Origin of the sequence: Myxococcus llanfairpwllgwyngyllgogerychwyrndrobwllllantysiliogogogochensis (genome assembly GCF_006636215.1) — a bacterium.
In the GTDB taxonomy this organism is placed as follows: Bacteria; Myxococcota; Myxococcia; order Myxococcales; family Myxococcaceae; genus Myxococcus; species Myxococcus llanfairpwllgwyngyllgogerychwyrndrobwllllantysiliogogogochensis.
The window spans coordinates 1-13,737 of sequence record NZ_VIFM01000288.1 but is presented as its reverse complement, the minus strand read 5'-3'; the positions used below and the strand labels follow the sequence as shown (position 1 = coordinate 13,737).

At 70.3% G+C, this 13,737-nt stretch carries 13 protein-coding genes; 11 read left to right on the top strand and 2 right to left on the bottom strand.

Translation table 11 applies throughout. The annotated features are described in order from the left end of the window. The first annotated feature begins 143 nt into the window (after window positions 1-143). From FJV41_RS41585 to FJV41_RS41575, 3 genes are read left to right on the top strand one after another with little or no spacing between them, the layout of a single operon-like run. Window positions 144-509: a PilZ domain-containing protein gene (locus FJV41_RS41585; RefSeq protein WP_141648176.1), complete on the top strand. Its 366-nt coding sequence runs from the start codon at window positions 144-146 to the stop codon at window positions 507-509. Between the two features lie 31 nt (window positions 510-540). Next, a complete protein-coding gene (locus FJV41_RS41580; RefSeq protein WP_141648174.1) occupies window positions 541-945 on the top strand; it encodes a cytidine deaminase in 405 nt (134 codons plus the stop codon). 16 nt (window positions 946-961) lie between these two features. Further along, the gene (locus FJV41_RS41575) at window positions 962-2,314 is read left to right on the top strand and encodes a 5'-deoxyadenosine deaminase (protein WP_141648173.1); all 1,353 of its coding nucleotides are present in this window, start codon (window positions 962-964) and stop codon (window positions 2,312-2,314) included. Here the strand turns inward: FJV41_RS41575 and FJV41_RS41570 are convergent. Beyond that, window positions 2,300-3,658, bottom strand: a complete 1,359-nt coding sequence (locus FJV41_RS41570) for a sensor histidine kinase (protein WP_246137750.1) — start codon at window positions 3,656-3,658, stop codon at window positions 2,300-2,302. The two genes, FJV41_RS41575 and FJV41_RS41570, sit on opposite strands and share 15 nt — an antisense overlap. 263 nt (window positions 3,659-3,921) lie before the next feature. On the opposite strand from FJV41_RS41570, the gene FJV41_RS41565 reads away from it, so the two are divergent. From FJV41_RS41565 to FJV41_RS41555, 3 genes are all read left to right on the top strand, one after another. Continuing rightward, window positions 3,922-4,659 (top strand): PspA/IM30 family protein, encoded by a 738-nt coding sequence (locus tag FJV41_RS41565; RefSeq protein WP_141648171.1) that lies wholly within the window; start codon window positions 3,922-3,924, stop codon window positions 4,657-4,659. Between the two features lie 50 nt (window positions 4,660-4,709). Next, entirely contained in the window at window positions 4,710-5,897 is a 1,188-nt protein-coding gene (locus FJV41_RS41560) for an ABC transporter substrate-binding protein (protein ID WP_141648170.1), read from the top strand. A gap of 76 nt (window positions 5,898-5,973) precedes the next feature. Beyond that, entirely contained in the window at window positions 5,974-6,741 is a 768-nt protein-coding gene (locus FJV41_RS41555; RefSeq protein ID WP_141648175.1) for a hypothetical protein, read from the top strand. A gap of 33 nt (window positions 6,742-6,774) precedes the next feature. On the opposite strand, the gene FJV41_RS41550 is transcribed toward FJV41_RS41555, so the two are convergent. Further along, window positions 6,775-7,038, bottom strand: a complete 264-nt coding sequence (locus FJV41_RS41550; protein ID WP_141648169.1) for a hypothetical protein — start codon at window positions 7,036-7,038, stop codon at window positions 6,775-6,777. Window positions 7,039-7,337: 299 nt separating this feature from the next. On the opposite strand from FJV41_RS41550, the gene FJV41_RS41545 reads away from it, so the two are divergent. The 5 genes from FJV41_RS41545 to FJV41_RS41525 all read left to right on the top strand — a co-directional run. After that, window positions 7,338-8,996 carry a hypothetical protein gene (locus tag FJV41_RS41545; protein ID WP_141648168.1) on the top strand — a complete coding sequence of 553 codons (1,659 nt, stop codon included), beginning with the start codon at window positions 7,338-7,340 and terminating at the stop codon, window positions 8,994-8,996. After that, complete coding sequence (locus FJV41_RS41540) at window positions 8,993-9,694, top strand: ABC transporter ATP-binding protein (RefSeq protein ID WP_141648167.1); 702 nt, start codon at window positions 8,993-8,995, stop codon at window positions 9,692-9,694. The genes FJV41_RS41545 and FJV41_RS41540 overlap by 4 nt, the downstream gene beginning before the upstream one ends. Continuing rightward, window positions 9,691-10,974 (top strand): ABC transporter permease, encoded by a 1,284-nt coding sequence (locus tag FJV41_RS41535; protein ID WP_141648166.1) that lies wholly within the window; start codon window positions 9,691-9,693, stop codon window positions 10,972-10,974. Before FJV41_RS41540 ends, FJV41_RS41535 begins: the two co-directional genes overlap by 4 nt. Continuing rightward, a complete protein-coding gene (locus tag FJV41_RS41530) occupies window positions 10,971-11,753 on the top strand; it encodes a hypothetical protein (protein ID WP_141648165.1) in 783 nt (260 codons plus the stop codon). The genes FJV41_RS41535 and FJV41_RS41530 overlap by 4 nt, the downstream gene beginning before the upstream one ends. A 120-nt stretch (window positions 11,754-11,873) precedes the next feature. Then, the coding region (locus tag FJV41_RS41525; RefSeq protein ID WP_141648164.1) for a serine/threonine protein kinase at window positions 11,874-13,737 on the top strand (1,864 nt) is incomplete at its 3' end.

Here is a 13,737-nt window from a genome sequence, read left to right as displayed (position 1 = left end):
GGGGAGCCGAGGGTGGGCTTCGACCTCCCGGAGGACGCCCCGCCGGCCGGGCCCGGTGAGCCGCGCGCGTGGCCCCGGGGGCGGGCCACCTCCAAGGGGCTTCCGGCGGTGGTACGGGCATGAGCGGCAGGACTGGAACGGCGATGGCCGAGAGGAACAACTCGATGAGCGACAAGGCCGAGGACCGGCGCGACTCCCCCCGGATTCCCATGCGCCTGAAGGTGCGCCGGGCGGGCAGCTCGGCGGACTTCGAGGCACGGGATGGGGACCTGTCCCTGGGCGGCTGCGCCTGGAACGGCCCCGGATTGGAGGCGGGCGCGCAGGTGGAGGTGCGCTTCACGCTGCCCATCCTTCCCGATGAAGTGGAGGCGAAGGGCGAGGTGCTCCACGTGACGGATGGCCCGCAGGGCCCCGCCGCGCACGTGCGCTTCGTGGACCTGCCGGTGGAGGCGGAGCTGGCCATCGCCCGCCACCTGGACGACATGCGGCTCGCGGGCGAACCTCGCTGAGGCCCACCCCGTCACCTAGGAAGGCGGCGACATGGCGGATGAGATTCCCTGGGAGCGGCTGTTCGAAGAGGCCACCCGGGTGCGCGAGCGGGCGCACGTGCCGTACTCCCGCTTCCCGGTAGGGGCCGCCGTCCTGTACGCGGACGGCTCCGTGATGTCCGGCTGCAACGTGGAGAACGCCACCTACGGGCTGACGGTCTGCGCCGAGCGCAATGCCTTCGCCGCGGGCGTGGCGCAGGGCCGCTCCCTGCCGGTGGCGGTGGCGGTCGTCGCGAACACGGCCACGCCCGTCCCGCCGTGCGGCATGTGCCGGCAGGTGATGGCCGAGTTCGGCACGCCGCAAATGCAGGTGCGCAGCCGCACCCCTCGAGGGGACGAGATGCGCTACTCCCTGGGCGAGCTGCTGCCGCACGCCTTCACCAAGGACTTCCTCTAAGAGAGCCTGAGCACCCGTGGATCTGCTTCTGACCGGCGGCACCGTGGTGACGATGAACCGCGAGCGAGAGGTGCTCGTGGGCGCTGATGTGCTCGTCCAGGACGGGCGCATCGCGAAGGTGGGACGGGGCCTGAAGGCCCGTGGAACGCGGCGCGTGGTGGACGTGGCGGGGAAGGTGGTGCTGCCGGGCCTCATCCATGGCCACCTGCACGCCTGCCAGACGCTGTTCCGGGGCCGCGCGGATGGGATGGAGCTGCTCGACTGGCTTCGCGAGCGCATCTGGCCCTTCGAGGCGTCCCACGACGCGGCCTCCATGCGCGCGTCGGCGGACCTGACCTTCGCGGAGTTGATCCGCTCGGGCTCCACGGCCGCGCTCGACATGGGCAGCGTGCATCACTACGACGCGGTCTTCGAGTCCGCGCGGGACTCCGGCTTCCGGCTGGTGGGTGGCAAGGCGATGATGGACGCGGGCGCCAACGTACCCGACGGCCTGCGCGAATCCACCGCGGAGTCGCTGGCCCACAGCCTGGCGTTGCTGGAGCGCTGGCACGGCACGCACGAGGGGCGGCTGCGCTACGCCTTCGCGCCCCGCTTCGTGTTGTCCTGCACGCCGGAGCTGATGCGCGAGGTGGCGAAGCTGTCGCGCGAGCACAACGTGCGCATCCACACCCACGCCAGCGAGAACGCGAAGGAGACGGACGCGGTGCGCCAGTACTCGGGCGGCCGGGACAACGTCGACTTCTTCCACACGCTGGGGCTGACGGGGCGGCACGTGACGCTGGCCCACTGCGTGTGGCTGTCCGCGGAGGAGCAGGAACTCATCCGCGAGACGCACACCGTGGTGTGCCACTGCCCCGGCTCCAACCTCAAGCTCGCCTCGGGCATCGCCAAGGTACCGGAGCTGCTGGAGGCCGGCGTGACGGTGGCGCTGGGCTCGGATGGCGCGCCCTGCAACAACACGCTCGACATCTTCCACGAGATGCGGCTCGCGGCGGTGCTGCACAACCCTCGTGTGGGGCCTCGCGCGATGACGCCCCTGCGCGTCCTGGAGATGGCCACGCTGAACGGCGCCCGGGCGCTGGGGCTGGAGGACGAGGTGGGCTCGCTCGAGCAGGGCAAGCGCGCCGACATCACCGTGGTGGATGTGAGCGGCCTGCACTGCGGTCCCTCGGCCGAGGACATCCTGGCGCCGCTGGTGCACTCCGCGCGCGGCAGCGACGTGACGCACGTCTTCATCGACGGCAAGCCGGTGTTGAAGGACGGCGTGCTGACCACGCTGGACGCGTCGTCGGTGATGGCCAGCGCGAAGTCCAACGTCGAGCGCATTCTTCGCCGACGGCAGCGCGCCCGGGGCTCAGGCGGTCGGTAGCCGCAGCACGAAGGACGTGGGCCAGTCCGGGGTGTCCTCCACGGAGAGCGTTCCTCCGTGGGCCTCCGCGGCCAGTCGGGAGAAGTACAGCCCCAGGCCGTAGCCCCGGCGGTTGTCTCGCTCCTGGTCGCCCTGCACGTACTTGTCGAAGAGGCGCGCGCGCAGCTCGCCCGGAATCGGCGGGCCGTCGTTGCGCACCGCCAGCCATGCGCCCTGGGCGTCGGTGCCGCCCTCCAGCCGTACGCGGCCGCCCGTGGGCGCGTAGCGCAGGGCATTGGTGGCCAGGTTCTCCACCACGCGGACGAGCAGCTCCGGGTCTCCGTGCAGTGCCAGCGTTCGGGGCGCGACGACGTCCAGGGTGAGCTTGCGGGCGCGGGCCACGTTCTCCAGCGAGCGGCGCACGTCCTCGAGCAGGCGGCCCATGTCGAGCGGCACCTTGCGGGGCTCCAGCCGGCCCTGCTCCAGCCGGGGCACGTCCATCATGTCGGTGATCATCCGGTCCAGGCGCGCGGTGACGGCCAGGCCCGTGCGCGCGGACTCGTGGAGGTGGCCCTGGGGGAGCTCCTGCTCCATCCAGGCCAGCGTCATGGTCAGCGCGGACAGGGGCGAGCGCAGGTCATGGACGAGGAACTGCGTCAGCAGCTCCTTGTCGTGCTGGAGCGCCCGGAGCTCGTCGTTCTTCTCGTGCTCCTCGTCGAGCATCCTGGCGATGATGCGCCGGGCCTCCTCGACCTCCTGGAACCGGCGGGCCTCCAGGGCGCTGTCCACTTCCGCGCGGGTGAGGGCCACCGCGAGCACGCGCACCCTCCCGGTGCCGTAGTGCTTCACCGCCGCGACCATCATCAGGGTGACGACGGCGATGACCACCGCGCCCCAGCCGACGCCCGCCTCGCGCATCAGCGCCGCCTGGGCCACCGACGACAGCGCGGCCGTGCCGTAGACGACGGTGGGGCGCAGGGCGAGCCCGCTGAGCGTCACCACGAGGGCGAAGAGGCCCAGGCTGAAGCCCGCCACCCCGGCCGGAAAGGGCGAGATGGGGAGGGCCAGGTGTTGCAGGCCATAGACGAGGGCGACGTCCACGGGGGACTGGACGATGCCCAGCCAGCTGGCCTCGGGGCGGTTGCGCACGACGAAGAGCACCGTCGCCACGCCCACATAGGGCACCAGCAGGAGCGGGTAGGGGCTCCAGTCCTCGCCGCCGGTCAGCCACAGCGTGGTGGTGAGAATGAGGAAGAGCGTCGCGCCGACGAGCCGCACCGCCGCGCCCGTGCCCAGCACGCTTCGTCGCTGGGCGTCCACGGCGCGCGCCAGCGAGTCATCGAAGGAGGAGTGGGTCCAACCCAACGCACTGTCCACTGGGGCAGGGTTTTCCCCGCTTCCCGGCGCCGGGGCAAGTCCCCCACTTGGGGGAGGCCGCCAGGGGACGGCTCGCGGGCCCTCACTGGCGGCGTGCGAGCAGGGAGGCGCGATGGGACTTGTGGGTGGTGGGCAATCGCCTTAGGTGAGTTCGCGTAGCACTGATCAGAGGGGTGGATGCGGCTGCTTGCTCCCCCCTGAGTTCGTGTAAGGTGGCTGGAAGTAGGTCTGGACGGAGGTAGACCGGCGATATGTGGGACAGACTCAAGAGGGCGTTGCGCAGCTTCGCGGGCTTCTTCGTCTCCTCCATCGAGGATCCGGAGCTCATCCTCGAGCAGAACATCCGTGACCTGAACGACCAGGTCCCGAAGATGAATGAGTCCATCGCCATGGTCCGGGCGAATGTGACGCTGCTGGAGAAGGAGAACACCAAGTACAAGGACGACGTGCGCGGGCTGACGGCCAAGGTGAAGGCCGCCATCCAGGCCGGTCGCGACGACCTGGCGGCGCAGTACGCGACGAAGCTCCAGGTGGAGAAGGAAGCGCTGGCGCGCAACGAGGCGCAGCTGGAGACGGCGCGGCTGGCGTACGAGAAGGCGCTGAACGTCAAGAAGGCGTTCATGCGGGAGAAGGACAAGAAGACGGCGGAGGCCATGACGGCCATTCGCGACGCGCGACGCGCCAAGTGGCAGGCCAAGGTGGCCGACACGATGGAGTCCTTCACCGTCGCCGGCATCGACTCGACGCACGACGAGATGCTGCGCAAGGTGGAGGAGCGGACCGCCGTGAACGAGGCGCGCATGCAGATGGCGCTCGAGTCGGTGGACCACCAGTCCGCGCAGATTGAGGAAGAGGCCGAGAAGATCCAGGCCAACGAGTTGGTGAAGCAGTTCAAGATGGAGATGGGGCTGATGGAGAGCCCCGCCCCGGTGTCTGACGTGAGTGGACAGACGGGGAAGACCATCGGCAAGAAGGTCGGGGTCGAGTAGGCCCCGGCGGTCGGCATCATGATGAAGGGAAGAGACCTGGGAACTGACGGATGAAGCTCCACCGTGGGCCAGGTCTCTTTCTCTTCCTGTTCCTGTGCGCGTTGGGCGCGGGCTGGGTGCTCGCATCCCGCATGGGATATCTGGACACCCTCCAGGCGCGCTTCTTTCCCTCCGTGCGCGAGGCGATCCGCCTGTCTCCCGGAGACTTTCCCGCGGGCGTGTCGGCGCCGGTGGCGGACGTGGCGTCCGTGCCGCTGCGGCCGGTGCTCATCGGTTTCACGCCGCGCGGCTCGGCGGCGGGGCTGCTCGTGGCGGCCGGTGGGGCGACGACGCTGGACAACCCCGCGCCCCCGCCGAACGCGGCGCAGGGCTTCCTGAAGACGGCCTATGCGCTGGACGCGCGGGCGGTGCTCTTCGGCCGAGAGGAGGAGCTGCGGCAGGCCCTGGCCATTGGCGCGGAGAACGGCGGCGTGGACATGGCCATGCTGTCGGTGGACCGGCTGGCGTCGTGGGCCCCGGGCCTGCGGGACGCGGCGCCGAGGACGATATTGCTGGCGGGACGAAGCCGGGGGCAGGAGGCGCTCGCGGCGGTGGGCGTGACGGACCTGGCGAGCCTGCGAGGCAAACGCGTGGGCGTCTATCCGTTCAGCTCCACGCACTACTTCGCGCTGTGGGTGCTGGCGCGGGCGGGGCTGCGGACGACGGACGTGCGCTGGGTGGACCTGCCCTCCACGCTGGATGCCGGGCGGGCACTGCGCGAGGGCCGCGCGGACGCCGTGGTGGGGCTGTGGGGCGACGTGGAGCTGGCGGCGAAGGACCGGGGCGGCGCGGTGCTCGCGACGACGGCGGATGCGCCGCACCTGGTGGCGACGGTGCTGGTGGCGCGGGGGGATTTCGCGGCGCGCTATCCGGACGCCGTGAGGCGGGTGCTGCGCGGGATGCTGGACGCGGGGCAGAGCGTGCTGAAGGACCCGACGGCGGGGGCTCGGATGCTGGGCGAGGTGGCGCCGTACCTGGGTGACCCGATTGAGGCCATCCGCAGCGCGCCTCCCGCGACACTGGCGGACAATCGAGCGTTCTTCGGCCTTTCCGGCGAGGCGCCGGTCACCTATGACGAGCTGTACCAGAGCGCCGCCGCGCTCTTCCAGAAGCTCAAGCAGGGACCCCAGGTGCCACTCGCGGAGGATACGAGGGACCTGGGAGCGTTGAAGTACGTGTCGGAGGCGCGCGGTCCCTGAGGCAAGTCGACCGGGCGCCGGGAAGGGGAGGTCGGACGTGGCGAAGAAGTCGCCGAACTACATCAAGGCCGCATTCATGCTGCCGGCCAACCTCGTGGGGTTGGGTACGGCGGCCGCTTCGGCGGCGCTGACAGGCGAGCCGTTGCCCGCCTTGCTGGCGCTCGGGCTGGAGGGGCTGTACCTGGGCCTCTTCTCGTCCATGCCGCGCTTCCAGCGGGCCATCCGCTCGCGGGAGCCCACGGACCCGGAGGCCGCGCGCAAGGCGGTGGACTCGCTGCTGGCGGACCTGGCGCCGTCGCAGCGCGAGCACTACCAGCAGCTCGTTGGCCTCAAGGAAAAGATTCTCGCCAACTACCGCAAGCTGCCGGGCGGCAAGGTGCTGGAGTCCGACAGCGAGCCGCGCCTGGACGCGCTGCTGACATCGTTCCTGCGGCTCATCTCCACGCTGAATCAGTACCGCTCGTACCTCAACAGCTCCGACCGGGGACACCTGGAGAAGGACGTGCGGGAGCTGGAAGAGGACGTGGCGCGCGAGACGAATCCCCGGCTGAAGGACGTGAAGCAGAACCGGGTGGATATTCTTCGCAAGCGGCTGGCGCGCTTCGAACAGGCGAGCGAGAGCCGGGAAGTGGTCAGCCACCAGCTCGCTGGCATCGAAGACATGATGCGGCTGACGCACGAGCAGTCGATCGCCATCCGGGACCCGGAGGTCGTCAACCGGCAGCTCACCATGCTGAGCGCGGAGGCCGAGGCCACCGACGAGTCCGTGCGGCAGATGGAGCAGTTCCTGGAGTTCACCGAGGAGACTCGCGGCCCGCTGCCGCATGGCTCACGGGTGCGCTGACGCGTCGTCGCGGAGCTTCGCCTGGGTTGCGCATCAGGGGGGCTGCTCGTCCCTTCCTCTGTCTCGCGGAGGAAGGGGCTTCTTCCAGAACGCAATGACTCCGCGGGGGCCCTCCGTCATGAGGATGCCGACGGTCACTGCCCCCATGAGAAGTCCCTGGCAGGCGTAGATGCCCAGCCCTCCGCCGACGAAGAGGCCCACGAGGCTGACGGCGGGATGGATACGCCACCCGAAGACGGCTCCGACGACGGCGCCCGCGAGGGCACTCAGAACCGCCAGCATCTCGATGAGCGTCATGGGGACTCCTCGGCGAATGGGCATCGCTCGTGTTTCAAGCGCCGTGCCCTCGCGCCCCGTGACGGGTCACGTTGGAGTGGCCCTCGGGACTCCGTCAGATTGGCAATCTGGCGGCATGGCTTGCTGTCGCATTGACGTCGCGGGTTGCTGGTGGGGACTCCCCTCCGAAGCCTCTGTGGCGGGCATTGAGTCTCGTGGAAGTTGCCTGCCCATCATCCGGGTCCCTTGGCCGGGAGGCGGACGTACGCCGCGCACAGGAATACATTGACTCTCCGCCCCAGCCGTCCTGTCCTGCCGTCATGTTCCGCCGAGCCTGGCTTCCGACCCTCCTCCTCGTGCTCGCCATCGCGGGCTGCTCACGCTGTGGCAAGGACGAGGGGCCCGTCGCCCCGACGGCCTCCGGCCCCGCGCGCTACCTGCCTCGCGATGCGCAAGCCTCCGTCGTCATCCACGACCTGGGAGCGCTCGGAGAGAAGCTGGCGCGCTTCCAGAACCTGAAGGTCGCCTCCTTCGCCGCCCAGCTCCAGAGCTTCTCCTCGGCGGAGGGCTATGTGAATGCGGTGATGCGGCAGGTGGGCGTCGACCTGCGCAGCCGTCAGGCCCTGGAGGCCGCGGGCCTCGCTCCCGAGCTGGGCGCTGGCGCGGCCTTCCTCGGTGACGGTCGCGCCGTCTCCGTCGTGGGCGTCAGGGACGCGGAGAAGCTCGAGGCGACGTTCGCCGGCTTCGCGCGCACCCGACTTGGAGCCTCCGAGAAGAAGGAGGAGAGCGGCGTGGGCGGCAAGCTCGTCACCTTCAACCGCCCGGGCCACCCCGCCGCGGCGCTGGGCCTGCTCTTCATCAGCGGCGGGAAGTTCGCGCTCCTGGGCGCGGGGCCCTCCGTCGCGTCGCTGCGCCCCCTGGCCAGTCAGGCCGAGGAAAAGTCGCTCGCGAAGGAGCCCGTGCTGGCCGCTTCGCTCCAGCGCCTGCCGTCGAAGCGAGACTTCCACGTGTTCATCCCCGGCGGCGCGGGCCTGCTGCTCCCCGCGGGCACCGTGCAGGGGCTCACGCTCACCGGGCTCGTCGACGACCGTGCCGTCACCGTCCACGCGGACGCGCCGTGGCCGGACACGAAGGAGTCGCTGGCCGCGCTGGACCCGGTGAAGGATGCGGCGGACCTGCGCGGCTTCCTGCCTCCGGACAGCTTCTTCGTGGCGCGCTTCCGGGGCGACCCGTCCCAGCTCGACGGCGTGTGGCCCTACCTCGTGGGCGACTACCTGACGCGCGCGGTGCAGAAGAGCGGGCTCGACGTGAAGGCGGAGGTGCTCGACAACTTCAAGCCGGGCACGGTGCTGGGGCTGTCGCTGTCGCCCAAGGTGCAGCTGGGCTCCGGCATGCCCGCGCTCGATTTGCGCCGCACCAACCCCTTCCGCTTCGTCAACCTGGTGGCCCTGTCGGAGCTGGAGGACGCCACGCGGACGCAGGCCCTCCTGGAGAAGCTGCCGCAGCTCTCCAGCGACTTCGGCGCCAAGGTGGAGGCCTCCGACCTGAAGGGCCAGCGCGTGTACCTCACCTCGTATCGCGCGGGAGAGGGCGCCCACTTCGCGCTCGGGCCCAATGGCAAGCTGCTGGTCGCCTCGCCCCAGTCGCAGTTGGAGGCCTCGCTCACCGCCCTCGCGGCGAAGGCCGGCGAAGGGCCGCTGACCTCGGACCTGAAGGACGTGGGCCAGGACGCCGCGTTCAGCGCGGTGCTGGATTTGCGCCGGCTGGCGGAATCGGTGAAGAACCTGCCGTCGGAGGCGTGGGGCATTGGCGGCTTCGCCATCAAGGCCACCACCGTGCGCTGGCTGGAGGCCACCGATGACCTTCGCGCGGTGACGCTGTCCGTGTCTCGCAAGGAGCGCGCGCTCCAGGCGGAGATGTCCCTGCGCCTCACCCCCACCTCGCCGTCTTCCACCACGACCCAGCCGGCCACTCCGTGATTCACGCTCGAGACGTCACCAAGGAATATCTGGATGGAGATGGCACCCGGGTGCGGGTGCTCGACGGAATGACCCTGGACGTCGAAGCCGGGGACTTCGTCGCGGTGGTGGGCCCGTCCGGCAGCGGCAAGTCCACGCTGCTGCACCTGTTGGGCGGCCTGGATGTCGACTACCGGGGCGAGGTGAAGGTGGGCGGAGTGACGCTCGGGGGCCTGAAGGACAAGGACCTGGCGCGCTTCCGCAACACGCACGTGGGCTTCGTCTTCCAGTCCTTCCACCTCATCCCCAACTTGTCGGCGCTGGAGAACGTGCTGCTGCCCTCGTACTTCGGTCCGCGCACTCCCGACGCCATCAAGCGCGCGGAGGCCCTGCTGGAGCGCGTGGGCCTGGGCGCGAAGAAGGACCGCGCCCCGGTGCGCCTGTCCGGCGGAGAGCGTCAGCGTGTGGCCATCGCCCGCGCCCTCTACGGCGGACCTCGGCTGCTCTTGTGCGACGAGCCCACCGGCAACCTGGATGCGACCACGGGCGACGGGGTCATCCAGCTCTTCCGTGAGCTGCATCGCGAGGGACTCACCGTGCTCGCCGTCACGCACGAGGAACGGATGAGCGCGGCCGCGCGGCGGGTGTTGCGACTCAAGGAGGGCAAGCTCGTGGAAGAGCCCGCACCGGAGCGCGCGACCCTGGGAGGTGCTCCGTGAGACTGGACGCGCTGTCTCGACTGGTGCGGCTGAGCCTCGCGCGCGAGCGCCGGGGGGCCTTCTTCTCCGCGTTCGGCGTGGCGATGGGCGTGGGCACGCTGGTGTTCTTCATCGGTCTGGGCCTGGGCGTGGGCCGCGTCATCCGCGAGAAGATCTTCCCCACCGACGCGCGACTGCTGGACGTGGTGCCCCCGGCGGTGTCGCTGGGCTCGCTGCTAGGGGGCGGCAAGCTGGACGCGGAGGCGGTGGAGCGCCTGCGCTCGCTGCCCGGAGTGGAGGCGGCGCACCGGAAGATGAGCGTGCGCGTGCCCGCGGTGACCCGCTACGACGGGGCCTTCTTCGGCACCAAGCTGCGCATGGGCATGGAGGTGCTGGCGGTGGGCGTGGAGCCGGCGCTCGTGAAGGGCGACGTGCAGATGGGCGAGTTCAAGGACCCGGGTGAGGGGCAGCCGATTCCGGCGCTCGTCTCCACGCGGCTCCTGGAGCTGTACAACAAGACGTTCGCCCCGGCGCGCAAGCTGCCGCAGCTCTCCGCGAGCATGCTTGTCGGCTTCGGCTTCCCGGTGGAGTTCAACCGCTCCTACGTGGCGGCGAACTCCGCGTCGGGACCCAGCCGCTCCGCGCAGACGCAGGTGGTGGGGGCGTCGGACCGGGCCATGTTCGCCGGCATCACCATTCCGCTGGAGACAGCGATGCGCATCAACCGCGAGGCGGGCGTGGACGCGGACACCTTCACGGGTGTCACGCTCGTCGCCACGGACCCGTCCAAGGTGCCCGCGCTGGTGGACGCGGTGAAGGCCATGGGCCTGGAGATCGACGACCAGGAGCGCCGCATGGCGGAGAACACGGGCGCGGCCGTCGCGCTGACGACCTCCGCGCTGGCGCTGCTGTCCATCCTCATCTGCATCCTGGCGGCGGTGAACATCGCCCACGCGCTGTCGGCCTCGGTGCGTGCGCGCGCCAAGGAGATTGGGGTGATGCAGGCGGTGGGGGCGTCGCGCTCGGACATCCGGGCCATCGTCCTGGCAGAGGCCGCCGTGGTGGGACTCGTGGGCGGGGCCATTGGCACCGCCGTGGCGCTGCTCACTTCCTTCGGCGTCAACCGCTTCGCCGCGGGCTACCTGCCCAACTTCCCGTACAAGCCCGACAGCTTCTTCTCCTTCCCCTGGCCGGTGGTGCTGGGTGGGGTGGTGCTGGGACTCCTGGCCGCGCTGGCCGGGGCCTACTTTCCCAGCCGCCGCGCCGCCGCCACCGACCCCGCACGGACACTCGCCGGATGAAGCTTCCCTCCCGAAAGACGCTGCTGGGCAATGTGCTCAGCCTGGCCGCCATCGCCTGGATCTACGGAGGGGACCTCGCGGACGCGCTGCGAGCTCGCACCGCGGATGTCTCGGCCCTCGTCGAACTGCCCTCGCCCGTGCGCCCCGCGGTGGTGCTGGCGCTGGCCGCCCTGGCGACCGCCGTCGTTGTCCTGGGCGGACTGGCGCGGGGCAAGGTCGAGGACTTCAAGGGCTACCGGCTCCTGCCCATCCTCCTGGTCGGCGCGCTCTTCGCGGACCTGGTCCTGTCGGAGAGCCGCATCCCCATCGACTCCACGGACATGGCGTCCATGAGCCTGCAGCGCTTCCACAAGCTCGCCCAGGCGCTGTCCACCCAGGACGCGGTGGCCGAGGACCCTCGCGTGCTCCAGCCCTTGCTGGAAGAGCTCGGCCGCCCTCCCTACCTGGTGCGTGGGGAGCCGCTCACGGCCTATGCCCTCCAGGTCCGAAAGGACTGCGAGGGCCCGGTGCGGGATGCCCCAGGGGTGCGGCCCGGAACGCTGCTGTACTGTGTCGCGCCGGAGCGCAAGGGGGCCTGGGTGACGATGGTGGGCCTGGCCGAGGAGAATCGCTTCGGCGCGCCGGAGCTGCTGTCCGCGGGCGGCAAGCTGCGCTTCCTGCTCGTCCAGCCCGCGATTTCCGACGAGGAACAGGCCGAACCGGGGGACGCGTTCCGGGAGGTTCCGGGGCCCGCGGCCGAGGACGGCACGGACGGCGGCACCTCCAGTCTTCAACCTTGAGAAAAATGGCGCTGCTACGCGCCTGTTGCCTGCTCGCCTGGAGAGCGCGTGAGGGTCGCCGCGAGGTTGACCCTACAGAGGGGCGATCGCTAGGCTCCCGTCGAACGGACCCTCCCCCACGTGACGACCTCTCAACCGAAGCGTCAGCCCATCCCATTCGGGAAGTACCTCCTACTGGACCGCGTCAACATCGGCGGCATGGCGGAGGTGTGGCGCGGCAAGCAGTTCGGCGCGAGCGGCTTCGAGCGGCTCGTGGCGATCAAACGCATCCTGCCGAACATCGCGGAGGACGAAGAGTTCATCTCGATGTTCATCGATGAGGCGAAGATCAGCGTTCAGCTGAGCCACGCCAACATCGCGCAGATCTACGAGCTGGGGCAGATCGCCAGCAGCTACTTCATCTCGATGGAGTACATCCCCGGCAAGGACATGCGGGCCATCTTCGACCGGTGCCGGAAGAAGGGTGAGCCCGCGCCCGTGCCGCTGGTGGCCTTCTGCCTGTCGAAGATGTGCGAGGGCCTGGACTACGCCCACCGCAAGAAGGACGGGATGGGGCGGGACATGAACATCGTCCACCGCGACATCTCGCCGCAGAACGTCCTCATCTCCTTCGAGGGCGAGGTCAAGGTCATCGACTTCGGCATCGCCAAGGCGGCGGGCAAGGCGACCAAGACGCAGGCGGGCATCCTCAAGGGCAAGTTCGGCTACATGAGCCCGGAGCAGATCCGCGGCCTGCCGTTGGACCGGCGCTCGGACGTGTTCGCCATCGGCGTGTGTCTCTACGAGATGCTCACCGGCGAGCGGCTCTTCGTGGGCGACAGCGACTTCAGCGTGCTGGAGAAGGTGCGCAAGGCGGAGGTGCCGCCGCCGTCCACGTACAACCGGCGCATCCCGGAGGTGCTGGAGAAGATCGTCATGCGTGCGCTCGCCAAGGACGTGGACGAGCGCTACCAGTACGCCAGCGAGCTGGGCGACGACCTGCAGCGCTTCCTCATCACCAGTGAGACCATCTTCGGCCGCAAGGACCTCATGCAGTACATGAAGTCCACCTTCGCGGAGGAAGTGGAGCGCGAGAAGCAGCGCCTGTCTGACTACGCCGACATCCGTCCTCCCGATGGCATGCTCGCCGCGCTCGAAGCGGCGACGGGCTTCAGTACGGGAGGCTCGGGCGGGATGATGGCGATGCCCGCGGCGGCTCCGCAGCCTCCGCCTCCGCAGGCGGTTCCCGTGGTGCAGCCGATGGCCGCGCCGCCCCGGGCCACCGCGACGATGGGGTCCGTGTCGCCCACCGGCGTGCGGCGCTCGCCCACGCTGGCCGCGCTGCCCCGGTTGACGGCGGCCACCGCCGCGCCCGCGCCGAAGGAGGACGAGATCCAGGCCACGCAGTTGGTGTCCAGCGACCACGTCTTCGACGACAGGCCGGAGCCGACCACGCAGCCTGGAGCGACGGTGGGCCGCACCGTCACTCCGCTGGAGACGCGCGCCCAGTCCCAGGGCGACGAGGACGAGGAGCCCACCACGGGCAAGACGTCGATCGTCCCACCCCAGGCCCCCCCGAGAATGTCCCAGCCGATGCCCGTGCTGACGCCCGCGGGCGCGCCGCCACGTCCCTCGGTGACGGTGCCCACGCTGATGCCCTCGGAAGTCGCCGCGTCGGCCCCCGGGCCGCGTAGCAGCCGTGGCGGAAATGATGGGCTGCCCCGCATCGTCCGGGACGGGCCCGCGCCGGACACCTCGCAGGGGATTTCGCGCTCGGCGCTCCCGCCGGAGGTCTCGCAGGGGCTCTCCCGCGCGGCGCTGGCGGAGGGGCTGCAGAACAACTCGCGTCCGCCTCCCATGCTTGGCGCGGGAACTCCGCCGAGGCCGCCTCCGCCACGTCACGTCGAGCAGGACGAGGACGACGACCAGGAGGACCGGCCGACCGCCGCCGTGCCCGCGCTGGGCCGACGGAGCCTGGACAAGCGGGTGCTCTATGGGGTGGGCG